We start from the raw sequence: 23,223 nt of genomic DNA, 5'->3' as shown, positions 1-23,223 counted from the left end.
AAAAGAAAATCCAACACGTTCAAAGCTTATGAATAAGATAGACGATCAGATACTTGTCATTTTCGGTGCTTCTGGAGATCTCACTGCGAGAAAGTTGATCCCAGCATTGTACAATTTATGCAAGGGCAACTATTTACCAAAGAACTTCATAGTCTTAGGTGCCAGTAGAACCGACATGACTGACGAAGATTTTAGAGACAAAGTTCTGAATGAAAGCGAGTTTTTTGCTAAGGAGCGCGGAGCGAAGAATGCTTGTATCAAGGATTTCAGTAAGCAACTTTACTATCAGGATCTTGGTGGTGATTACAGTTCCAGTTATCAACCATTAAAGGAAAGAATTGAGCAATTGGCACAGGAAAATGACATTCCTCCTAATTATATATTTTATCTATCTACCCCTCCCAGCATCTATATTAAAATAGCTGAGAATCTCAGTGAAGCGGGCCTGACCGACGAAAAAGAGGGCTGGAAGCGACTCGTAGTAGAGAAGCCATTTGGTTATGATTTAAAATCAGCTCACAAATTGAATGAAGGACTACTAAAATGTTTTTCAGAGCGTCAAATTTACAGAATAGACCACTATCTCGGAAAGGAGACGGTTCAAAACCTTTTGGTTACCAGATTTTCAAACAGCATTTTTGAGCCATTGTGGAACAGAAATTACATTTCAAGGGTTGAAATCACCAATGCTGAGAGTGATGGGGTAGGGAGCCGAGGTGGTTATTACGATGGATCGGGGGCTTTTAGAGATATGTTTCAAAATCATTTGATGCAAATTGTTTCATTGGTAGCTATGGAACCTCCACATGCCATAGAAGCAGATGCGATCAGAGAAGAAAAGTTGAAAGTTTTAAAATGCCTGAGGGGTTGGACTCCGTCCAGGATAAGACGGAACACCGTGCGTGGGCAATATGCTGCCTCAGGAACCATGAAAGGTTATAAAGCGGAGGAGGGTGTACCCAAGGATTCCAAAACAGAGACTTTTGCTGCGATAAAGTTCTATTTTGACAATTGGCGGTGGGAGAAAGTACCTTTTTTCGTGAGAACCGGAAAGAGAATGCCTACCAAAGTGACAGAGGTAGTCATTCACTTTAAACCATCTCCTAAAAATCTATTTGATGGTAAGCAAGAGAACAATCGTCTGGTCATCAGAATTCAGCCCAATGAAGGCATCGTTTTGAATTTTGGGATGAAACTTCCCGGGCAGGGTTTTCAGGTTGAAAACGTGGACATGGATTTTAACTATTCCGATCTTTCAGAGGCTGAGGTGCCGGAAGCATACGAACGTCTATTGCTGGATGTAATGCAAGGTGACCCCACACTATATGCCTTAGGCGCTGAAGTAGAGGAGGCCTGGGCGTTTGTCGATCCAATATTAGATGCCTGGGAAAATGAAAATGACATTGAATTACATGAATACCCGGCTGGATCATGGGGCCCAGAGGCAGCTGACAAGCTGTTAGGGAAGTATGAATGGACCAGTCCACAAAAATATGATGATGACACCAACCATTAAAATTTATGAGGATAAACACGAGCTTGCGAAAGCATTTTCAGCTGAACTTAAGAAAATCATTAATGTCGAGCATAAGGTGTACATAGCGCTTTCTGGGGGCAGTACACCTAAAGCTATTTTCGACTACATCGCTGAAAACCATCGCGAGGATATCGACTGGGAAAATGTCCACTTTTATTGGGGGGACGAACGTTGTGTGGGACCTCAGGATAGTGAGTCTAACTATAAAATGACTGTGGATCATTTATTTTCAAATATTAATATTCCCCCGGAGAACATACACCGTATCAAAGGTGAAAATGACCCTGCTGAAGAGGCAGAGCGGTATAGCAAAGAAATGTATCAACATATGATCACTAAGGATGGGGTACCCATTTTTGATTTGCTAATCCTGGGTATGGGTGATGACGGACATACAGCTTCCATTTTTCCTCATGAAATCAACTTATGGACTTCTGCGAATACCACGGAAGTGGCTACTCATCCTGAAAGTGGCCAGAAAAGGATAACGCTAACTGGAAAAGTCATCAACGCGGCCCGAAAGGTTGCATTTTTGGTAACGGGTTCGAGCAAGGCAGAAAAAGTTGATGAGATATTAAACAAGAAAAATGGCTATAAAGCCTATCCCGCTGCACATGTAAATCCTGTTTCTGGTACATTAACGTGGTGCCTAGATGAAGATTCTGGACATTTGTCTTGATTTTGTGGACAAATATCCCTATTTTGTATAAAATTATTGATCATGGCACCTAGTACGAAGTTTCTGAAGAAGTATAAAAGCAGTATCGAGGATGACTATAGTATTGTTAATGAAGCGAATCACGGTGTAGATTCTGACATTTTTTTTGAAATCGCTGAATTGTCCGGTATCAGCAAGAACTATCTTGCTGAAGAGATTTTTGACATGTCATTGAAGACCATGTTGAGGTACAGGAAGGAGAATAAAAAACTGAACGCCAGGGACAGTGAGGTAGCGCTAAAGATTGTCAGTGTGATGGAGAAAGGACTTGAGGTATTTGGCTCCATGGCTTCATTTAGAGTTTGGATGGAAAAGCCCGCTTTTGGTTTGGGGAATAAGAGACCACTCGCCTTTATGAATACCATCACAGGCATGGATCTCATAGAAGAAGAATTATTGAGAATTGAATATGGCGCACTAGCTTAGTATTCATAGATGGAAGTTTTCAGAATCGTTTTAAAGAAGTGGTCGGACGTAATGACTGGTTCTGGATATCCCGGAAGATGGAATTCCAAAGGAAAGTTTGTGGTATACACATCCTCATCCAGAGCATTAGCAAGCCTTGAAAATATAGTACATCGTTCAGGAGAGGGCTTAAATCAGAACTTTAGAACAATGGTCATTCATGTGCCGGACAGTCTGCAGGTATTAAATTTAGATACGTCTAAACTGAGGGCCAATTGGCATGAATTTCAACATTTTCGGCATTGCCAGGCGATGGGTGATCAATGGTTAGAAGAATGTGAAACGGCAGTCCTTAGGGTACCTTCATCCATTGTTAAGCACGAATACAACTATCTTCTGAATCCTCAACATTCTGATTTTAAAAAAATATGCATTATTGATGTTGAACCTTTCGATTTCGACCCCAGAATTAAAAAGTAGCACAATCCACTGTACCTTTGGGTGTCAAGACTTTTTCTCTCAAAATTAATTATATTTAGAACCGTGAAGTAGGCATGGTTGAAAAGTGAATGCTGATCAGAAATTTTGTAGCCAAGATATTTGTACTTAGCGGCTGGAGTCAGGTTATTCACGTTTGAAAAGAGAGTTCACACTCAGAGGTATTGATTTAGCAACTTCATCAAATCTAAGACCTATGGAAGAATCTGAAATAAACAGGCAATTAATCATTCAATTCTATGAAGCTTTTAGCAATCACGATGCAGAGGCGATGGTGAATTGCTATCACGAGGACATTGTTTTCGAAGATCCTGCATTTGGAAAGCTGGTAGGCGAAGAAGCTAAATCAATGTGGAAAATGTTGATCAAAAGGGCCAAAGGGAATTTGCAGATTAATCATAAAAATGTAAAAGCAGACCATGAGAGGGGTTCTGCCGAATGGACTGCCCGATACCACTATGGTCCCAAAAAAAGGAAGGTGGAAAATCATATCAAAGCACACTTCACCTTCAAGGATCATAAAATATGGAGACACACGGACTACTTTGACATTTCAAAATGGTCAAGAATGGCTTTAGGATTACCAGGAGTCATCCTAGGATGGACACCTTTTTTACAGAAGAAAATCAGAAGCGGAGCTAGAAAGGGCCTTGAACAATTTATGAAGCGAGACTAATGGGTTATGCTTAGAATTAATTTACAACAACGCATATCTTTTGTACAATTTTCGGTCATATGCTTTTCAGCAATTTATCTGGCTACCATATTACAGAACTATTTGTCATCGGTTTTGAAAAATACAGGTTTCTATATTTCTGAATCAGCCATTTATAACACCATTTGGTTGATGTACGTCCCTTTACTTTTATTTATTAAATCACTTACTCAAAAGCACCAGTTTAACGTCATGATGAGAGTTGTATTGGCATTGTCAGCTAGTATGGTTCATTTGATACTCTTTAGCTTACTCTTTTACTTTTTTAGCTACCTGGCCTTTCAACCCCATCATTTACTTTCCACCTTGATCAAATCAGCCACTGCTAACTATTTCATAATCAGTACTTCCATCTACTTTTTTCTGCCATTAGTGTTCAAAAAGAAGCCCTTGGCACAAAACCTCTATAAAACCACCATTACCATTAGAAAAAATGAGGTAAGCCACATTATTGATGTCAGTGAGATCACTCATATTTCTACTGAGAGACCGTACATTGCTATTTATAGGGGAGGTGAAAAATTTCTTTATGACAGTTCAATGAAGGCTTTTAATCAAATCCTGGATCCTAAAATTTTCAGAAGAGTGCATAGGGCCAGTTTAATCAACAAGAACTACGTCATAAAATTGCAGTCAAGGAAAAATGGGGACTATGATGCTACGCTTAAGGATGGTACATTGGTACGACTGAGTCGACACTATAAAGAAAATTGGAATGACTTACTATCCACTTAGCTTATTGATGCCTCCGCTCAGCTCAAAAGCTTAAAATCTAAAAATTAAGTAAGCTAAATTGAAACCATGAAATATTACACTTTCTTTTTTACGCTAATCGTTATGTCTTGTCAAGCTCAACAGCGAGAACAGGAAAAAGTCATAATCGGTGGTCCATTTGAAAATCGCGAATTATGCACCTACCTCATGCCCGAAACAATCGCTTCAGTGGATACAAGTATCGCCTGGGAAAATGGCCAGGAACAATTGATCATACAGGGCAGAATATTGAAAACGGATGGTGTTACTCCTGTCCCTGATATCGTTTTATACTATTATCACACAGACAATAACGGTGAGTACTCGGGTGAAACCAGGCACGGTAATATTAGAGGCTGGGTGAAGTCTGACGAGCAGGGCAGATACGCGATCTATACTGCCAAACCAGGTAAGTATCCTAATCGACGTACTCCCATGCACATTCATCCTGCGATCATCGAGCCTGAAATTGGCTATCCATATTACATCGATGAATGGGTTTTCGATAATGACCCTCACCTTACCTCAGATGTCCGAAAGTCCATGCAAAACCGGGGAGGAAGTGGTGTGCTCAGGACCAGAAAGGATAATGGGGTCGAAATGGCCAACCATAATATTATTTTGGGACTCAATGTTCCCGGACATCCCGAGCGAGCGCAAGAGGATACCTCCGGGCCGAAAATCGGTGAAGATATTCAGTCATTCATCCCGCTACACCTCTGGGGAAATGATAAGGGGAGCAAAGCTTGCCCCATTTGTAAGTATGGTAAAGAGCAGGGTATTTTGTACTTTGTGGGTTCTCGTACATCCAATCGGGATATTTTGAGTTGGTTGGCATTTTTCGATGATTTATGTGAAAGTGAAAAAGGCGATATCCACGTTTTCTTTATAGCTCCAGCATCCCATTTTACCGAAATGGAAATTAAAGAAATGGCCAATGTATTACGTCCGAATTGTGTCGCACTAACACTTGGAACTAATGAGGATTTCGACCGGAACGGAATCGATCATAAGAATGACAATACAATCCTGCTTTATAGACGAAGTAATACCATTGCAAAATACATTGACATTAAAGCCACACCTGAGAACAAATTGAAAATAAGGAAACGTTTATCTGCTGATTACTAGCTTTTGGCAACACCTACACGGGAGGAATCTATATCACGTAATTTAGCAATGTAAATTCCTGAGGTTAACGTACTAATGTCGATGTTTTTGTTGCTATAGCGAAGTAGTTGTTGACCTCTAATATATATGGCATTCTTCAGCGATTGCATGGTAATATATCTTCACCCTTAATGTTTGCAGTGATTTGAAATTCAGGATGTTGATGAAAGATGGTATAATACTTATCACCTTCATCTACCTGGACGTGTAGCGCGTGATTTTCAGACTTGGTAATTTTAAATTTTAATGGCTTCGTCGCCTGCATTTTAAAAAATATTGAGAATAAAAGTAAGTTATTTGATTAAATCATTTCATTGTATAGTTAATTCTTTTGGCGATGACAAGTTATAAAAGCGTATGGATCTGATTGTCAATACTGTAAGACTGAAACAGGCTGTGTTTAAAAGCCTTGGTCAACACAATATACAGACAGGTTAAGTTTAATTAAAATTTACATTGAGTACCTATGCGAGTAAATAAAATACATGCCATATCATTAACAAAGCATAAAACCTTAACGTTTCTATAAGGAATAAAAACTCACTTTACAAATGAAAAAATTGTTTACAACATTATTGTTGTTTGCAGGGATTATAACCTATGCCCAGCAAACAATCAGGGGTAACGTCGTTGATGAAGACGGTGTTGCATTAATTGGAGCCACCGTTCAGGTGGTAGGTACGACTAATGGTACCATTACAGATCTGGATGGAAATTTTTCTTTAGAAGTTTCCGCTGATGCTGAAGCCATACAAATCAGCTACACGGGATACGAAACTCAGGAAGTTTCTTTGATCGGGGCAGAATCTTATGACATTGTCTTATCCTCAGCTTCTGAGCTTTTGGATGAGGTCATTGTGATCGGTTATGGATCAACTAGTAAGAGAAACTTGACCGACAATGTAGCCAAGCTTTCTTCTAAGGACATTGACAAAGTACCTATTTCTAATTTTCAATCTACGATGTCAGGTAAAGCCGCCGGAGTCCGAGTAACACAGGTCAATGGAAAAGTAGATGCTGGCATTGTCGTTCGAGTACGAGGAGCTGCAAGCATCAGTGCAGGTAGCGAGCCACTATATGTATTGGACGGAGTTCCTTTAATTAATCAGAACGAGTCCAATAACGGGGCGCCCATGAATCCCTTACTTTCTTTAAGTCCTACGGAAATAGAATCGATTGACATTTTGAAAGACGCCAGTTCTGCCGCTATTTATGGTGCAAGGGGTGCCAATGGGGTGGTATTAATCACCACCAAAAGAGGTAAAATCGGAAAGGCAAAAATGTCACTCAACATGTCGACCGGTATGAGTACACCGACAAATTTGGTAGAATGGCTTAATGCGGAGCAGTATGTGGAATTATTAACAGAGGCCGCAGAGAATGGAAGAGCATTCGGGGGTTGGCCGGATGAAGGTTTTGTGGAAGGACGATTCGATCGATACTCTAATAATACAGATTGGCAAAATGGAGTGATTGATACAGATTGGAACGATGTGGCTTTCCGAACAGGAAGACAATCCAATGTTGACTTTTCAGTTTCCGGAGGTGATGAAAAGACCATTTACTATTTGGGTGGGGCCTATAATGATACAGAAGGGATCATTTTGGGAAATGATCTCGATAGATTTTCAGCTAGAACTAATCTAAGACACAATTTCAACAGCAGATTTACAGCCGGGTTGAATTTGGGATATTCTAAGACAACGATTGACAGAGTAGCGAATGACAATGCATTTGTTACACCTTTACAGGCCATTGCGCAGGCACCTATTTCCCCGGCCAGGCTGGAAGATGGGACTCCATTTGCGGGAACTGTTTATCCCAATTTCCTACTTGAGCAGGATTTTGCGAGTTACATCACGCAGCTGAGAAGGCTGACAGGAAAAGGATATGCAGAATACACCATCTTGCCTTCCCTTAAGTTCAATTCAGATTTTGGATATGATATGAGCTATCAGACCGAAGATCAATTCAGAGGTAGCCGAACACCATTTCAATCCACCAATGGTTTTGCTTACAATTCCAATGCCATTCAGGAGTCGTATGTTTTCACCAATTATTTGAGCTTTGATAAGGATGTAGCGCCTCTCCACAATGTCAATTTCACTTTGGGAACAGAATTTACACAGGCAGATAGGTCATTTGCCAGTGTGTCAGGAACACAGTTTCCAAGTGATGATTTCCAGACGATAGCCAGTGCAGCGGAGATTACGGCTGGAAACGGAACAGAAACAGCTTACAACTTTCTTTCCTATTTTGCCCGTGCGCAGTATGTGTTTGATGGCAAGTATTTTATCAAAGGAAGCATTAGGAGAGATGGTTCTTCCAGGTTCGGAAGCAATAGAAGATTTGGTACTTTCCCTGCGGGTTCTGTGGGATGGATCATATCGCAAGAAGATTTCCTAAACAATAACAATACTCTTTCTTTTTTGAAATTGAGAGCCAGTTATGGCCAGCTGGGAAATTCTGAGATTGGTAATTTCCCTTCCAGGTTCTTATTCCAGGGAGTATCTTATAATCAGAGACCGGGAATTCAACCTACCCAGCCTGGAAATAACGATTTGACCTGGGAGACCTCTACCCAACTAGACATTGGATTAGAGTTTGGATTGTTCCGCGACAGAATCTCGGGGGAAGTAGATTATTACACTAAGAATACTGAAGGCTTATTGTTTTCAGTACCCCTCCCGGGAAGCTCAGGAGCCACTTCGATCAATAGAAATATTGGAATACTAGAAAATAGAGGAATTGAGCTATTACTAAATACAGACAACATCAACTCAGGTGGTTTTTCATGGACGTCCAGTTTTAACATGGCCAATAATGTCAATGAAATTCTGGCTTTGCCGAACGATGATGCGGATATTATCTTTAGCCAAAATATCAATAGAGTGGGGCAGCCGGTATCAGCTCACTACCTGCCGGAATACGCAGGTGTAGATCCAGAAAATGGAGATGCCTTGTACTATATCAACAGTGAAGAAGGAGACCCTGAAGCCACCACCAATGATATTGGTGAAGCGAATAGGATAGTTGCGGGAAATCCATTTCCTGAATGGACGGCGGGTTTGACCAATACATTTGCGTACAAAGGGGTAACGCTTTCTTTCACCTTTATGGGAGAGTGGGGAGCCTCTATTTACAATGCAGGAGGCCGTTTCCAGTCAGCGAACGGAGATTGGTTTGACAATCAAACGCTTGATCAGCTGGACAGATGGCAGCAGCCAGGTGACGAAACCATGGTTCCGCAAGCACGTTTAGGTTGGGGTAATGGAACAGGACATTCTACCAGATGGTTAGAGGAAGCGGATTTTATTAGGTTAAGAAACTTAACCTTGAGCTACGATCTTCCTTCAAGCCTCATGCAAAGAGTTGGAATGAATTCTACTCAGTTCTATTTAAGTGGTATTAATTTGCTGACCTTTACCGATTATCCGGGATATGATCCGGAATCGAGAGCGGACAGTGGAAACTTAACCACAGGTCAGGCTTTTTATTCTGCCCCTGCAGCCAGAACGATCTCTTTTGGTGTTAATATTAATTTCTAAACAAGAACGACAATGAATAATTTAAAATATATATTTTATTTCACATTGGCATTGCTCGTAATGAGTGCGTGTGAAAAAAGATTAGAACTGGAGCCGGCTCAATCTATTTCAGGAGAGTTGGCTACCGAATCTGAAGCCAATATTCAAAACATCCTGATCGGAACTTATTCTGAGGCAGGTGAAGATGATACCTACGGTGGACAATTGCAAATGATGGCAGACCTACTAGGTGGGGGCGCTTACATTGATTGGGTCGGAACTTTTCTGGACCCAAGACAAGTCATCAATAAGGCCATGCTTTCGGACAACAACTTTGTTGGAAACTTTTGGAACAATAGTTACGCTGCCATTAATCAAGCTAATCTTGTATTGGATAACCTCGGGGTGGTGACAAGTGACGTTTCAGAAAAAGACCGGATCGAAGGTGAGGCTAGATTTTTACGGGCATTGTTATACTTTGATTTGATCAGACATTTTGGATCTGGTGATCTTGGAGTGCCACTAAGGACGACTGGAATTTCAGATTATTCGATTGACCTGGGCATAGAGCGCGCAATGACAAGTGCAATTTATGATCTGATTATAGATGATTTGGAAAGCGCCGTAGATTTATTACCTGAAGAGAATTCATTCTTTGCGGATAAGTATTCAGCCGAGGCGCTTCTAGCGAGAGTTCATCTTCAACTTGGTAATTTTTCGGCTGCAGGAATGGCTGCCAACAATGTCATAGAAAATAGCGGGCATGTGCTAACACCAACATTTGCAGGTGCATTTAACAACGATGAGAACAGTACAGAAGATGTTTTTGCATTTCAGGTGACCAGTCAGGACGGCGCAAATGACTTGAATAACCACTACGCAGATGAAGGCAATGGTGGCCGAGGTGGAGATATTATTGTCACAGATGCTTATGCGGCATTATTTGATGAAGGTGATGAGCGTGGAAGTTTCTTTTATGCCAGTGGTCAAAGTGGTGATCGTCTCACTTCGAAATATATTTATCAATTTGGCAACATTCCATTAATCCGATTGGCGGAAATGTATCTGATCAGAGCTGAGGCCTCCTTGGAAACTGGAAATGATGTTGGAGCTTTGCCCATCGAAGACATCAATACCATCAGAAGAAGATCTGGAGCGGCTGAAGTCTCAGGTGAGGTGACCAAGGAAATGATATTAATGGAAAGGGTGAAAGAGCTTGGATATGAAGGCTTTTTTATCCATGATGTGGTTAGAACCGGTGGATCGGTGGATGGCTTTAATGCTGATGCACCTGAATTAACCATGCCGATTCCTCAATCTGAGATGGATACCAATAATAAAATTCAACAAAACCCTGGATACTAATGTGAAGGTTTTTGTACTCATATTGGCCAGTTTCGTGAGCGCCTCGGCACAACAATTTGTTGAGCACGCTAGAAAATTAAATATTGGACACATTACATACAGCCCTAATATGATGGCTGGTGGTGTGTCCATTTTTGATTTCAATAATGATCACTTACAAGATATATACTTTATAGGAGGTGCATACCCTGATCACCTGTATCTCAATTTGGGCGATGGGTTTTTTAAAGACATCAGTCAGGAAGCCGGGATTTCGCAGATTTCAGATCGCTACACCATGGGCGTGACAGCAGGCGACCTTGACAATGATGGATTCACCGATCTATACATCACAACTTTCAATGGCGATAGGGATATCTGTTTGAGAAATTTAGGTGGAATTGAGTTTGCAGATGTCGCTGATCAGGCTGGTTTTTTCGGAGAAAATTGGTCAATGGGAGCGACCTTTGCAGATATAGATGAAGATGGAGATTTAGATATATATGTGTCTAATTTCCTAAATTTTGAGGGCGAACCGTTTTTCAATTCTATCCAGGGAGGTCAGCGAAACTTCTTTTATGAAAATTTGGGGAACTGGAAGTTTGTTGGGAACATGCAACGCTTTAGTAGCGACAGCAAGAGCTGTTCATTGGTTTCCTGCTTCACAGACATCAACAATGACCGCGAACCGGATTTGTTCGTCATTAACGACTTTGGATACAAACATGGTCCCAATGAATTATTTCTGAATGAAGGTGGTCAATTTCGGGATATCGGTGAAGAAATGAGGGCGAATGCTGCAATGGATGGAATGGGTATTGCCATAGGTGATTTCGACGAAGATGGGTTTTTCGATTACTACTTGTCAAATGTAGGAGATAATATTTTCTATCAAAATAATGGAGGCTTGCATTTCACCGATATCAGCAACCAATTTAACGTCAATGATGGCAAAGGATACGGCTGGGGAAGTTTCTTTGCAGACCTCAATAATGACAGCTATTTAGATCTTTTTGTTGGTAAGGGGTCCATTAGTGAGTCTTACGATCCACAAGAGAACAAGCTGTATGAGTACTATCCGTATTTTTCTGATTTTGCTGATGTCAGTCACCTTAAAGGACTAAGTGACGCAGGAAAAGCCAGAGGAGTAGCATACGGTGACTTAAACAATGACGGCCAACTGGATATCGTCCTGAATTGTGTCAGGACCACAGAGGATAATGAGGATCTGCCATTGATCTATTTAAATGATAATAAGTCTGGATCCTTTGTCAATCTATTACTGGAAGGCGTCGAATCTACACGGCAAGCATCCGGTGCTAGAGTTGAGCTCTTTACAGGCGACAGAAAACTGATCAGAGAAGTGACCACAGGCAGCAGTTATCTGTCTAGTCATGATCAGCGAATTCACTTTGGGCTTGCCGATCATCCATTGGATAGTCTAAAGGTCCATTGGCCCCGGGGTAGTGTTCAGACATTTCATAACCTTGAAATCAACAAGTTCTACCATGTTGTGGAAGGAAATGCGCCCGTAGTTCTTTTCGAGGAAACGATAAGTTCTGCTACAGCGCTAGATCCTAATGCTTCACAAATTAAAGTTTCGCCGAATCCGGCTTTCGATCATACAACCATATCATTTGATGAATTAGCCTCTGCTCAGATTACATTGTACAATAGCATTGGAGAAAAGCAGCCATTGACATACCAATTAAAAGATCAAAATACAGCCGGTATTCGAACGGATCACCTGGGAGCAGGAGCCTATTTTATAGAAATTAAAACCAAGGATGTGGCGCAGATCATTAAATTGGTCGTAAATTCAAGAATATAAATGCAACCCATTGTTCATTTTCCCGTATTAAAAATATGCATCAATCATTCTTCTATTTATTGGTAATTATTCCATCTTTCCTTTATTCTCAATCCTCAAAGGTTGTGGCACTAAATGGAATAGATGATGTCATTCATGGTCAATCTACTGACTTTCAGATATATGCGTCATTGGATTCAACCATTTCTTACGCTGTATTAATTCACGAGGGCACTTCATCTAAGTATGCCTCCATACAGATTCGAGAGGAAAATGAGGTTGTTCTTGAATGGTATGAAAAAGCGACCTTTCCACTCGTAGATTTGAATAAAATAGAAGAGAGAAGGCAAGCATGGATGGACCTGTGTAATGCACATGATGCCGCTAAGTTGGTGAGGACTCTGTATTCTAAAGATGCTGTATACTTTAATCATCGACCATTGATTATTGGGCATGAAGCCATTGCTGTAGAATATGATTACATGAATCGCCAGCAATATGAACTTGATCTCACTCCTATCTATATCAAAGCGGTTAATGATCAATGTATTTTTGAGATAGGCCAATGTTCAGGAAGTTATAATGGGAAGTATGTTCTGATCTGGGAAAAAGAACAGAATGGTATCTGGAATATAAAAATGGACTCTAATAAATAGGCATGTAGAATAATTCAGCTATTTTAGAATTTGATTCATTAATATAAATACGCTCGAATGAGGTCTTTATTAGCTTTAGGTATTTCACTTCTATTCATTCCCCTTTACGGCCAAATGGTGAATCCTCAAATTACAGGGAAATTAAAAAAATGGCACAAGATAGAGCTGATATTCAATGGTCCCGAAGTGGATGAAATGGATGAATATAATCCCTTTCTAAATTATCGTTTAGACGTCACCTTTCTGAATGGTGATGAAAGATTTACAGTTCCTGGTTTCTTTGCCGCCGATGGTCGTGCTGAAGAAAGCAGTGCGACGGGAGGTAATATCTGGAAGGTGAGGTTTACTCCTAATAAAGAAGGAGAATGGAAATATTCCGTTTCATTCAAAAAAGGAGAAAGGGCTGCGGTTTCTAAAAATCTCCAGGAGTTGACATCAGTCAGGAATTTAGATGGATTGAGTGGGGTTTTCGAAGTAGGTGCAAATGACAAGACGGGACTGGATAATCGCGCTAAAGGCAGGTTACAATACGTGGGAAAGCCGTATTTACAGTATGCTGAAAGTGGTGAATATTTTATAAAGGTGGGTGTCGATGCTCCCGAGAATCTATTGGGTTACGAAGATTTTGATGCACCTACTAATGTCAAAGGATTTCTCAAATCCTGGCAACCACATGCTGATGATTTTCCTGTTGATGCTAATGCGTATACCTGGAAAAATGGAAAAGGAAAGAATTTGATGGGTGCAATTCACTATCTCGCCTCAGAAGGCTTGAATGTCTTTTCATTCTTAACGTTCAATGTAGATGGAGATGACAGAAACGTATATCCCTACCTCTTAAAAGTATCAACTGAAGAATATGAGAAGTATGCAAATGTGAAAGATAATCTACATTCCTGGGATTCACTTTTCTATCAGACACGGTTAGATGTTTCTAAGTTAGAGCAATGGGAGCGAATCTTTGCATTTGCGGAGACGCGTGGAATGTTCCTTCACTTTAAGACACATGAGACAGAAACAGATCACTTAATGGATAACGGTAGTTTTGGAGATCAAACGAAACTCTATTATCGGGAATTAATCGCCAGGTTTTCTCATCATCTGGCATTAAACTGGAATTTGGGCGAGGAGAATAATCAACCCATAGAAGAAGTGCTTAAGGTGGCTGAATACATTCAGTCTATCGATCCCTATCATCACCATATGGTTATTCATACCTTTCCCAATAAAGATGATCGGTATGCATCATTGATTGGTGATCAATCACCACTAACCGGGGCATCCTTGCAACTGAGCCATCCCGACTTCATAGATGTTCACGATCGCGTATTAAAATGGCGCAAGGCTTCTTTGGATTCAGGAAAACCATGGGCATTAGCTGTAGATGAGCCTGGGAAGGCAAATATTGCATTGCTTCCTGATGACGAGGATCCGGAACATCATCTTGCCCGGTCTAATGCTTTATGGGGAACACTAATGGCAGGAGGTTATGGTGTGGAATGGTACTTTGGCTATGCAAGTCCAAATTCTGATCTTACTTGTGAAGATTTTAGAAGTAGAGATAAATTTTGGGATCAAAATAAACATGCACTCACTTTTTTTAAAAAACACATTCCGTTCTATGAAATGGAACCTCTGGATGAAAGGACCATGGATAAGAAGTCTTATTGTTTTGGCAAATTGGGTGAGATCTATGTCGTCTATTTAATGCAGGATCAGAAGACCACCAGTATAGACCTGGGAGATGAAGGAGATAAGTATGCGGTTCAATGGTACGATCCAAGAAAAGGTGGAGGGCTTCTGAACGGAAATCTTACAACCATAAATTCTAATGGTTTCACAAACCTGGGTAAAGCACCTTATGACGAACTTATGGATTGGGTTGTGCTGATCAAAAAAGTAAAGTAAAAAACAAAAAACGATGAAGGTTAGAGCTCAGGTGATTAAGGAAGAAGGAGAATACCCCTCACTCATAGATTACCAGATGAATGTTTCGGATCAAAACATTGTAGCTGAAGTGATCTGTTCGGCACTAAACCACAGGGATCTGTGGATCGTTAAAGGTCAATATGGTCGCATAAAGTACCCAGTCATATTGGGCTCCGATGGATTGGTCAAATACGAGGGTAAAAAATACATCATTAACCCTGGGTTAGAGTGGGGAGATCATCAAGCATATCAAGGGCCAGAATTTGATATATTAGGAATGCCATCAGAGGGATGTTTCGCTGAGAAAGTACAGATTAATGAAGGCTATCTTTATCAAAAACCTGAGCATTTATCTGATGAGCAAGCAGCAGCCCTGCCGCTTGCTGGGTTAACCGCATACCGAGCTTTATTTTCCAGGGCTCAATTGAAGAATAATGAGCAGGTTTTTATAAGTGGGATAGGAGGGGGAGTCGCTCTCTTTGCAATGCAATTCGCCATTGCTTACGGATGTGAAGTTTATGTCAGTTCATCTTCACAAGATAAAATTGACAGGGCCATTGCGTTGGGAGCTGCTGGCGGTTTCTTATACACCGATGACGATATGGATAAGCAAATCCTCAAATCCGTTGGGCCCATGGATGTCATCATTGATTCTGCAGGTGGACCAGGTTTTTCTAAGTTGGTCAACATTACTTCAAAAGGTGCAAGGATAAGTATTTATGGCGGGACGCAGGGAAAAGCTTCTTTCAGTCCACAGCGACTTTTTTGGAATCAGGCGTCGATTTTGGGTTCTACTATGGGTTCACCTGATGACTTTGAAAAAATGATTCAATTTGTGAATGCACACAAAATAAAACCGGTGATCGATAGTGTATTTCATTTGCAAGAATTAAATCAGGCGCTCGAGAAAATGAAGGTGGGTGGGCAGTTTGGAAAAATAGTGATCAAAAATAAGGCTTGAGAAGAATAGGATTACTGTCAGATACACATTCTTACATTGACAAAAATATATTGTCTTACTTTTCTGAATGCGATGAAATATGGCACGCCGGGGATATTGGTGATCTCAAAGTAGCGGATGAAATCGAGGCTTTCAAACCCATGCGTGCAGTTTATGGTAACATAGATGGCGCTGATGCAAGGAGGAGGTATCCTTTGGATCAAAGATTTCAAGTAGAAGGAATGGATGTCTGGATGACGCATATAGGAGGTTATCCGGGACGGTATAATAAAAGAGTAGCTGAAGTATTTCGAATAAACCCTCCAGATCTTTTCATATGCGGACACTCGCACATCATGAAGGTAATGCCAGACAAACGATTTGGATTTTTACATATCAATCCAGGCGCATGCGGACATCATGGCTTTCACAAAATCAGAACCATGGCACGATTTACGATAGATAATGGCAAGGTCACAAACCTTCAGGCCATTGAATTAGGTGGGAGAGGAAAAGTAGTCCAATAATGTCTGTGCAGCAACCTCTCCTGAATACATCGCTGCGTTCAAAGAACCATAGTACAAATGGTCACCAGCATGTGTGACAGGAACATCACCGATTATTTTCAGGTCAGCTCGATTGCCCTCGCCTATATTTTTAAGGACTGGCAAAGACTGTGGTATATCGTACCTTTTAATCAGTTTGTCCACTTCAATCCCACAGTATTTATGAAGCTCAGATCGTATCTCCTGGTCGGTAATATTCCGATCAGAATCGTTGCCAAGTGTGGTTACAGATAAAATATGATCAGAAAGATAATGAAAGCTATTGGTGATGGTATTGCTTTCTGCAAGCAGACCAATGACCTGATTTTCTAAAATCCGGTTCTTGACCTCAAAGTAAAAGGTAGAGCAACCTTTCCTATTTAAAGATTGATTTGCATAAGCTATGATAATTCCATCCGCCTTGATCGTCCGCCCATTGCCAAGTTTGACCAGACCATCTTTCTGAACTTCTGCATCCATTCCAGTCACAAATTTGGTTTTTCTCAGTTGAGATTTCAATTGAAGAGGAATAGCCTCCATGCCTTTCCTGGGTATTGCAGCATAACCATTGGCAAACATTTTAAAGACAAACTCAAACATTCTGGAGGACGTTTCCAGTTTCGATTCCAGAAATATTCCTCCGAAAAAAGGCTGAAAGAAATTGGAGATTATTTGATCGCTGAATCCATAGTCTTTCAGATATTGCATGGTGGTCTTTTCTGACGATTCGAATATGTTTTTGACCGTTTTGATCTTAAGGGCGGTGGAGAGTCTATATACTTTCAATTTGTCTGAAAAATTGCCTACCCAGGAGAAAATAGTGGGGAAGAGATGAGAGAGATTTCTCAGTGGATCACCAAATTGGCTCTTTTTTCCATTTTTAAAAATGACGGCTCCAGAATCAAATTTTTGTAGATCCAGTTCTTGGTAATTCAAATACTTTTTGGCTTCCGGATAGTCTGTAAGTAGGACCTGAAATCCATGATCAAATGGGATGTTTTCAAAGTGATCAGTCGCTACTCTTCCACCCACCATACTGGATTTCTCTACGATCAGACACTCCTTACCCGCGCTTTCGAAATTAATGGCAGCGACAAGACCCGAGATTCCTCCACCTATAATTACAATCATTTGAAATATTTTTGATATTGAGCTCTTCTCGGATAAAACGCCATGTACATGGCTGGTCTGATTAGTGCATCAAGAACTATTGAAAAGGTTTTATAAGTAATCCGATCTTCAATCTGACTCTTCTTTTCACCTATTTTTGCTACTACATGTTCATGTTTCCAATATTTCAAAGGCCAGGGAAGCTTGGTTCCCTGATCAATAAAATAAGCACGTTCATCGTCCACGCCGTCTTCGACAATTTTGCTGATCCACTCTGCTTTTATGGGACTGGTGAACCTTATATGTACGATGTCACCCTCTTTTGATCCTGTGAATTTTACAATTTCCATACTTGCTCCGACAGGCTTCAGATGCTCGAAAAGCTTTTTATCAAAGGCATTCATAACGACCTTATAATTTCCTGGTACAGGAGTTTTAATGGTAAATTTCATTTTTAGTCTAAAGCGTTACCTAAATCAGATTTCAAGTCCTCGATATCTTCGATGCCCACTGAAACCCTGATCAATCCATCTGTGATACCATTCTCTAACCGTACTTCTCTGGGGATGTTCAGATGAGACATTGATGCCGGATGCAATATCAATGTGTCTACATCTCCCAGGGTAGGAGCCAGCGTGCACATCTTTATTTTATTCATGACTTGTTTTCCTGCCTCCACTCCTCCATGAACTTCAAAGCTCATCATACCACCGTGTAGTCTCATCTGCTTTTTGGCCAGATCATGGTCAGCATGTTCTTTCAGACCGGTGTAGTTGACATGCTTAACCTTGGGGTTCTGATCCAGAAATTCAGCCAGGGCCATGGCATTGGCACTGTGTTTTTCCATTCTCACAACCAGTGTTTTCAGACCATTACTGGTTAACCAGGCATCCCAGGGATTACAGTTTGTACCCAGCAATTTCATGGCCGTCCATACTTTTTCTTTCATAGCGTGGTGATCCAGAGAGATCACAGCACCCGCAATGGAATTCCCATGACCATTCAGATATTTGGTGGTAGAATGCACTACAAAGTCGATCCCAAATTTTAAGGGTTGCTGAAGGTAGGGAGTACAAAAAGTATTGTCGATAGCAGTGTACGCACCGTATTTTTTTCCGAGTTGTGCAAGTATCTCTAAGTCGACACACGCCAGTGTAGGGTTAGCAGGACTCTCAAGAAACATCATTTTAATGCTTTTGTCACTCTTTAATGCAGCTTCCACTCTATCGTAATCTTTGAAGTCGACGAATATGGCCTCAATGCCAAAACGAGAAAATATTTTCTTTATTAACTCAGTGGTGCCACCATATAAATTACCCTGAGTAAGAATTTTATCACCTGATTGCAGGCAGCCAGAAATCAGTGTGCTTATGGCTGACATGCCTGAGGAAGTCATCATAGCATAAGCTTCGGACGCCATTCCATATGATTCCAAAGCTGCTAGTTTCTGAGCAACACTTTCGACCGTAGGATTCGCGTATCTCGAATACACAAAACCTTCTTTTTTATTGGTGAATATGTCTATACCTTCATTGATGTTTTCAAACTCAAAAGAGGATGTAGCATATATAGGCAGAATGTGAGGTTTATTCCTTTTTGTATCTTGTGGTTCCTTAACACAGATAGATTCGAATGATAGACTCATGAACGGCAACTTTTATAAATCGTTGAATAATTCGGCTAACATAACAAAGATTTGTCTGATTATGCTAGCGGTGCTCCTCAATAATTTCCTGATGGGACAGGATTTAGAAGAGGAAGAGACTTATTATTATGAAGTAAAAAACAGTACGGTAGTCGAGGGTGGATTTAATTACTTCATCCCACTGGGTGATTTCAAAAGAAATAGTCCTGATAATCATTTGGGTTTAGATGTGACGATTTTGAGGCAGATTAATTACTCCAGATTTTTTCTTGGGTTCAATTATTCGAGCAGAAGACTTGACATGGAGACGGTAAAAAATTTTGAACCTCAAATTGATATACAAGCAAGAACTCGAAATTTTAATTACTCCGCGATTGCCAGGTTTTATCCACAAATCTACCTTTCCATATTTGAATTCTTCGCTGAAGGTGGAGCGGGATTAAATGTCATCAGGACCATTTCCAGAGATTATGACAAAGTGGCGGCAGAATATTTCAATCAGATTACACTTCTAAGCGACTTCAAGGTCCATCTGTATGGGGGAGGTGGATTTCATGTTGCCCTGGATGAGTCCTGGTTTCTGACCTCAAAAGTTCAGTCATACATCGGACCATCCATGGATTTTTATGCCAGAAGAAAGGAGCCGGTCAATATTGTTTTTCCAATAGATGCTTTTGAGCTTACCTCAGCGGCTTATCGTGCCACCACAATTAGTTTATCTTTGACCTATATTTTTTAGCAATATGGACGAAGATATGGATGATGAGCTCTATGAGCACTATAACATTATAACGGACCCCGGACAACGACCCATCCGGATTGATAAGTTTTTGATGGACAGGATTGAAAAAACTTCCAGAAATCAAATCCAGAATGCCATAAAGTCAGGACAAATATTGGTCAATGGTGATGTGGTGAAATCCAATTACAAGATCCGACCCCATGAGCATATTCAGGTTTATTTAGATAAGCCATTAGAAGCATTCGAAATTATACCTGAAGAGATTCCATTGGATATACGGTATGAAGATGAATATTTAATGGTCATTTATAAGGAACCGGGAATGGTGGTACATCCTGGAGTAGGAAACAAATCCGGTACATTGGTCAACGCTCTGGCTCATCACTTTCAGCAAAAGCTTCCCGTCATGGAAGGCAATTTGCCGGACAGACCAGGATTGGTTCACAGAATAGATAAAGACACTTCAGGATTATTGGTTATTGCCAAGACTGCCCGGGCGATGACGGGATTGGCCAAACAGTTTTTTGATCATTCTATTGAGAGAAAGTATCAGGCCATAGTCTGGGGCAATTTTGATCACAAGAAAGGAACGATAGAAGGTCACATAGGAAGACATCCCAGGGATCGCAAATTGATGACGGTTTTTCCGGATGGTGATTTTGGAAAGGATGCCATTACCCACTACAAAGTGCTGGAAGATCTCTATTACGTGAGTTTGGTTGAATGTCAATTGGAGACCGGAAGAACGCATCAGATCAGAGCGCATATGAAATATATGCATCATCCGCTTTTTGGTGATGCCAGGTATGGCGGTGATAAAGTAGTCAAAGGTACCGTTTTCTCTAAGTACAAGGCTTTTGTCAATAATTGCCTGGAGGTATGCCCAAGACAAGCACTTCATGCGAGGTCACTGGGATTCATCCATCCCATATCGAATGAGGAGATGAAATTTGAAGCACCATTGCCAGATGATATGAAGGAATTACTGGAGAGATGGAGAAACTATGTGGCGCACCGAAAGGAGATTGATCATGGAAAGTGAGATCATCAACCGATGTATGGCTTGGGCCAGAAACTATGTGGTGGGTTTAAAACTTTGCCCTTTTGCATCTCAGGCACTTGAACAAAATGCCATAAAATGGATAGTCGAGTCGGATGCTCTTAAAGTAGGAGATCACATTAGCACTTTTTTATCTTCCGAATACCAAACGCTTTTCGTCATTATCCCTTTTGCATCTTCGTTCGATGACTACCTGGATCTCATCGCTATGTATGCGGAGGTTATTGACAAAGTGGGCTATTCTGATCAGATGAAAATCGTTACTTTCCACCCTCAGCATCAATTTGCAGCAACAGAAATTGATGCTCCCGTTAATTTTGCAAACAGATCACCTTTTCCAATGTTTCAGTTGCTAAGACAGGCTGATTTGAAAGCCATAGGCATGACTGAAAAATGGAAACAAGAGATATTACAACGCAATGAAAACACCTTGGAAGATTTAGGTAAGAAGCGGTTAAATGAAATGCTAAATGAGTATTGAGAAACGAATTTCTGAATTGGTCAGACTGGGAGACTATCTGAGATCTGGCAGTGAAGAACTTGATGAAGTTAAACTGAAAGCGAAAGCAAATAATGCCTGGTTCACCATGGAAAATATCAATTTTGCATTGGATTCCATCGCAAATACAATGCTAAGACGAGATATTTTAGAGCAATGGGTACAACGATATGAGTTTGGACAAATATCAAAAAAAATAGGTCTTATACTTGCAGGAAACATTCCTTTGGTCGGTTTTCACGATCTGATGTGTTGTTATGTCTCGGGTCACCAGGCTCTTGTCAAAACATCAAGTAAAGATTCGATTCTTACCACACATTTGATTGATAGACTCAATCAGAAGAACGAATTTCAGATTCTTGAGAGGCTGGAAGGGATGGAAGCAATCATTGCCACCGGAAGTAATCAGAGTGCAAAGCAGTTTGAGCGTTATTTTGCCAAATACCCGAAAATCATCAGGAGAAACAGAAATGCCATTGCCATCCTGGATGGGCCGCTGCGAAAAGAGGAAATGCAGGCATTGGGCAGGGATGTGTTCACTTACTTCGGATTAGGATGTAGAAACGTTTCAAAACTGTATTTATCCTCCTCAGTCAATAAGGTGGACTTGATGGAACAGTTGCATGAAGATTATAATTATTTGATTCATCACAATAAGTACAAGAATAACTTTGACTACAACCACGCCATTTATTTGTTAAATGGAGATGACTTTATGTCAAGCGGTGCTATTATCATGCGAAGACATGAAGACATTGTTTCAAGAATTGCTTGCATTCATTATGAAGAATTCGACGACCTTGCATCATTAGAGAAGGATATAATGACCAGACTTGGAGAGATCCAATGTATCTCAGGAAATGTGAACATGGAGAATATTAAAATACTTCCATTAGGTGCATGTCAGCAACCCGCCATCGATGACTATGCGGACGGTGTAGATACCTTGCATTTTTTAGCAGAATTAAGTAGATCATGAGTAAGAAAGAAATAGCAGCTGATATTGCCAAGATTTTGGAAGAAATATATCCCGAAGTGCCTGTACCTTTGGATCACCAGGATCCATACACTTTACTCATCGCAGTTCTTCTTTCGGCGCAGTGTACAGATGTTCGGGTGAACAAAACCACTCCAGCTTTGTGGCAACTGGCTGATAATCCCTACGATATGGCGAGGGTTCCTGTGGAAGAGATCAAAGCCATCATCAGGCCATGTGGACTTTCACCTATGAAATCTAAGGCCATCAGCAACCTATCGAAGATCATCTTAGAGAAGCACGGTGGTAAGGTGCCGTCCACTTTCGAGGATTTAGAAGCCTTACCTGGCGTGGGTCATAAAACAGCTTCGGTCGTTATGTCACAAGCCTTTGGTCACCCCGCTTTTCCGGTTGATACGCATATTCACAGATTGGCTTATCGATGGAAACTGAGTACGGGTAAATCTGTGACCAAGACGGAAAAAGATCTTAAGAGATTGTTCCCGGAGGAGACCTGGAATAAATTACATCTTCAAATCATATTTTTTGGTCGTGAATATTGTCCGGCAAGGGGTCACGATCCTCATGCCTGTCCCATTTGTTCTAAATATGGTAGAGCGACTCTTTTTAAGTAGATCGCGGGA

22 protein-coding genes are annotated in these 23,223 nt (G+C 40.8%); 19 read left to right on the top strand and 3 right to left on the bottom strand.

The genetic code is table 11. The annotated features are described in order from the left end of the window. The first annotated feature begins 28 nt into the window (after positions 1–28). The 14 genes from zwf (at position 29) to L2567_RS01920 (ending at position 16,529) form a co-directional block, all read left to right on the top strand. Positions 29–1,516 (top strand): glucose-6-phosphate dehydrogenase, encoded by a 1,488-nt coding sequence (zwf, locus tag L2567_RS01985; RefSeq protein ID WP_235296009.1) that lies wholly within the window; start codon positions 29–31, stop codon positions 1,514–1,516. After that, positions 1,500–2,216 (top strand): 6-phosphogluconolactonase, encoded by a 717-nt coding sequence (gene pgl / locus L2567_RS01980; RefSeq protein WP_235296008.1) that lies wholly within the window; start codon positions 1,500–1,502, stop codon positions 2,214–2,216. The genes zwf and pgl overlap by 17 nt, the downstream gene beginning before the upstream one ends. A 42-nt stretch (positions 2,217–2,258) precedes the next feature. Beyond that, positions 2,259–2,681, top strand: coding sequence for a type II RES/Xre toxin-antitoxin system antitoxin (parS, locus tag L2567_RS01975; protein WP_235296007.1), 423 nt, complete (start codon positions 2,259–2,261; stop codon positions 2,679–2,681). Between the two features lie 9 nt (positions 2,682–2,690). Next, entirely contained in the window at positions 2,691–3,140 is a 450-nt protein-coding gene (locus L2567_RS01970; RefSeq protein WP_235296006.1) for an RES family NAD+ phosphorylase, read from the top strand. Between the two features lie 214 nt (positions 3,141–3,354). Further along, positions 3,355–3,834, top strand: a complete 480-nt coding sequence (locus tag L2567_RS01965; protein WP_235296005.1) for a nuclear transport factor 2 family protein — start codon at positions 3,355–3,357, stop codon at positions 3,832–3,834. A gap of 6 nt (positions 3,835–3,840) precedes the next feature. Next, positions 3,841–4,608 (top strand): LytR/AlgR family response regulator transcription factor, encoded by a 768-nt coding sequence (locus L2567_RS01960; protein ID WP_235296004.1) that lies wholly within the window; start codon positions 3,841–3,843, stop codon positions 4,606–4,608. Between the two features lie 66 nt (positions 4,609–4,674). Next, entirely contained in the window at positions 4,675–5,757 is a 1,083-nt protein-coding gene (locus tag L2567_RS01955) for a dioxygenase family protein (protein WP_235296003.1), read from the top strand. Between the two features lie 590 nt (positions 5,758–6,347). Continuing rightward, complete coding sequence (locus L2567_RS01950) at positions 6,348–9,344, top strand: SusC/RagA family TonB-linked outer membrane protein (RefSeq protein WP_235296002.1); 2,997 nt, start codon at positions 6,348–6,350, stop codon at positions 9,342–9,344. 12 nt (positions 9,345–9,356) lie between these two features. After that, positions 9,357–10,688 (top strand): RagB/SusD family nutrient uptake outer membrane protein, encoded by a 1,332-nt coding sequence (locus L2567_RS01945; protein WP_235296001.1) that lies wholly within the window; start codon positions 9,357–9,359, stop codon positions 10,686–10,688. A gap of 1 nt (position 10,689) precedes the next feature. Next, a complete protein-coding gene (locus L2567_RS01940) occupies positions 10,690–12,498 on the top strand; it encodes an FG-GAP-like repeat-containing protein (RefSeq protein ID WP_235296000.1) in 1,809 nt (602 codons plus the stop codon). 35 nt (positions 12,499–12,533) lie between these two features. Further along, positions 12,534–13,133: a YybH family protein gene (locus L2567_RS01935; protein ID WP_235295999.1), complete on the top strand. Its 600-nt coding sequence runs from the start codon at positions 12,534–12,536 to the stop codon at positions 13,131–13,133. Positions 13,134–13,190: 57 nt separating this feature from the next. Then, entirely contained in the window at positions 13,191–15,041 is a 1,851-nt protein-coding gene (locus L2567_RS01930; RefSeq protein WP_235295998.1) for a DUF5060 domain-containing protein, read from the top strand. 13 nt (positions 15,042–15,054) lie between these two features. Then, on the top strand, positions 15,055–16,023 hold the full coding sequence (locus L2567_RS01925; RefSeq protein WP_235295997.1) for a zinc-binding dehydrogenase: 969 nt from the start codon (positions 15,055–15,057) through the stop codon (positions 16,021–16,023). Further along, a complete protein-coding gene (locus L2567_RS01920) occupies positions 16,020–16,529 on the top strand; it encodes a metallophosphoesterase family protein (RefSeq protein ID WP_235295996.1) in 510 nt (169 codons plus the stop codon). Before L2567_RS01925 ends, L2567_RS01920 begins: the two co-directional genes overlap by 4 nt. Here L2567_RS01920 and L2567_RS01915 read toward each other — a convergent pair. From L2567_RS01915 to L2567_RS01905, 3 genes are read right to left on the bottom strand one after another with little or no spacing between them, the layout of a single operon-like run. After that, positions 16,500–17,678: an FAD-dependent oxidoreductase gene (locus L2567_RS01915; protein ID WP_235295995.1), complete on the bottom strand. Its 1,179-nt coding sequence runs from the start codon at positions 17,676–17,678 to the stop codon at positions 16,500–16,502. The two genes, L2567_RS01920 and L2567_RS01915, sit on opposite strands and share 30 nt — an antisense overlap. After that, positions 17,675–18,109 (bottom strand): SRPBCC family protein, encoded by a 435-nt coding sequence (locus tag L2567_RS01910; protein ID WP_235295994.1) that lies wholly within the window; start codon positions 18,107–18,109, stop codon positions 17,675–17,677. Before L2567_RS01910 ends, L2567_RS01915 begins: the two co-directional genes overlap by 4 nt. 2 nt (positions 18,110–18,111) lie before the next feature. Then, positions 18,112–19,302: a trans-sulfuration enzyme family protein gene (locus L2567_RS01905; protein ID WP_235295993.1), complete on the bottom strand. Its 1,191-nt coding sequence runs from the start codon at positions 19,300–19,302 to the stop codon at positions 18,112–18,114. 61 nt (positions 19,303–19,363) lie between these two features. On the opposite strand from L2567_RS01905, the gene L2567_RS01900 reads away from it, so the two are divergent. The 5 genes from L2567_RS01900 to nth are packed head-to-tail and all read left to right on the top strand — an operon-like array spanning position 19,364 to position 23,214. Next, entirely contained in the window at positions 19,364–20,041 is a 678-nt protein-coding gene (locus L2567_RS01900) for a hypothetical protein (protein ID WP_235295992.1), read from the top strand. Positions 20,042–20,045: 4 nt separating this feature from the next. Further along, positions 20,046–21,086, top strand: coding sequence for an RluA family pseudouridine synthase (locus tag L2567_RS01895; RefSeq protein WP_235295991.1), 1,041 nt, complete (start codon positions 20,046–20,048; stop codon positions 21,084–21,086). Beyond that, positions 21,076–21,585 (top strand): DUF1415 family protein, encoded by a 510-nt coding sequence (locus tag L2567_RS01890; protein ID WP_235295990.1) that lies wholly within the window; start codon positions 21,076–21,078, stop codon positions 21,583–21,585. Before L2567_RS01895 ends, L2567_RS01890 begins: the two co-directional genes overlap by 11 nt. Continuing rightward, positions 21,575–22,582, top strand: coding sequence for an acyl-CoA reductase (locus L2567_RS01885; protein ID WP_235295989.1), 1,008 nt, complete (start codon positions 21,575–21,577; stop codon positions 22,580–22,582). The genes L2567_RS01890 and L2567_RS01885 overlap by 11 nt, the downstream gene beginning before the upstream one ends. Next, positions 22,579–23,214 (top strand): endonuclease III, encoded by a 636-nt coding sequence (nth, locus tag L2567_RS01880; protein WP_235295988.1) that lies wholly within the window; start codon positions 22,579–22,581, stop codon positions 23,212–23,214. The genes L2567_RS01885 and nth overlap by 4 nt, the downstream gene beginning before the upstream one ends. Positions 23,215–23,223 lie beyond the last annotated feature (9 nt).

Origin of the sequence: Portibacter marinus (assembly GCF_021533195.1) — a bacterium.
Classification (GTDB): Bacteria; Bacteroidota; Bacteroidia; order Chitinophagales; family Saprospiraceae; genus Portibacter; species Portibacter marinus.
This window is presented reverse-complemented; position numbering and strand designations above follow the sequence as displayed.

Bases quoted from the DNA above. Each gene is read 5' to 3' on its own strand.
- zwf (WP_235296009.1), top strand. From the start codon at position 29: ATGAATAAGATAGACGATCAGATACTTGTCATTTTCGGTGCTTCTGGA.
- pgl (WP_235296008.1), top strand. From the start codon at position 1,500: ATGACACCAACCATTAAAATTTATGAGGATAAACACGAGCTTGCGAAA.
- parS (WP_235296007.1), top strand. From the start codon at position 2,259: ATGGCACCTAGTACGAAGTTTCTGAAGAAGTATAAAAGCAGTATCGAG.
- L2567_RS01970 (WP_235296006.1), top strand. From the start codon at position 2,691: ATGGAAGTTTTCAGAATCGTTTTAAAGAAGTGGTCGGACGTAATGACT.
- L2567_RS01965 (WP_235296005.1), top strand. From the start codon at position 3,355: ATGGAAGAATCTGAAATAAACAGGCAATTAATCATTCAATTCTATGAA.
- L2567_RS01960 (WP_235296004.1), top strand. From the start codon at position 3,841: ATGCTTAGAATTAATTTACAACAACGCATATCTTTTGTACAATTTTCG.
- L2567_RS01955 (WP_235296003.1), top strand. From the start codon at position 4,675: ATGAAATATTACACTTTCTTTTTTACGCTAATCGTTATGTCTTGTCAA.
- L2567_RS01950 (WP_235296002.1), top strand. From the start codon at position 6,348: ATGAAAAAATTGTTTACAACATTATTGTTGTTTGCAGGGATTATAACC.
- L2567_RS01945 (WP_235296001.1), top strand. From the start codon at position 9,357: ATGAATAATTTAAAATATATATTTTATTTCACATTGGCATTGCTCGTA.
- L2567_RS01935 (WP_235295999.1), top strand. From the start codon at position 12,534: ATGCATCAATCATTCTTCTATTTATTGGTAATTATTCCATCTTTCCTT.
- L2567_RS01930 (WP_235295998.1), top strand. From the start codon at position 13,191: ATGAGGTCTTTATTAGCTTTAGGTATTTCACTTCTATTCATTCCCCTT.
- L2567_RS01925 (WP_235295997.1), top strand. From the start codon at position 15,055: ATGAAGGTTAGAGCTCAGGTGATTAAGGAAGAAGGAGAATACCCCTCA.
- L2567_RS01915 (WP_235295995.1), bottom strand. From the start codon at position 17,678: ATGATTGTAATTATAGGTGGAGGAATCTCGGGTCTTGTCGCTGCCATT.
- L2567_RS01910 (WP_235295994.1), bottom strand. From the start codon at position 18,109: ATGAAATTTACCATTAAAACTCCTGTACCAGGAAATTATAAGGTCGTT.
- L2567_RS01905 (WP_235295993.1), bottom strand. From the start codon at position 19,302: ATGAGTCTATCATTCGAATCTATCTGTGTTAAGGAACCACAAGATACA.
- L2567_RS01900 (WP_235295992.1), top strand. From the start codon at position 19,364: ATGCTAGCGGTGCTCCTCAATAATTTCCTGATGGGACAGGATTTAGAA.
- L2567_RS01895 (WP_235295991.1), top strand. From the start codon at position 20,046: ATGGACGAAGATATGGATGATGAGCTCTATGAGCACTATAACATTATA.
- L2567_RS01890 (WP_235295990.1), top strand. From the start codon at position 21,076: ATGGAAAGTGAGATCATCAACCGATGTATGGCTTGGGCCAGAAACTAT.
- L2567_RS01885 (WP_235295989.1), top strand. From the start codon at position 21,575: ATGAGTATTGAGAAACGAATTTCTGAATTGGTCAGACTGGGAGACTAT.
- nth (WP_235295988.1), top strand. From the start codon at position 22,579: ATGAGTAAGAAAGAAATAGCAGCTGATATTGCCAAGATTTTGGAAGAA.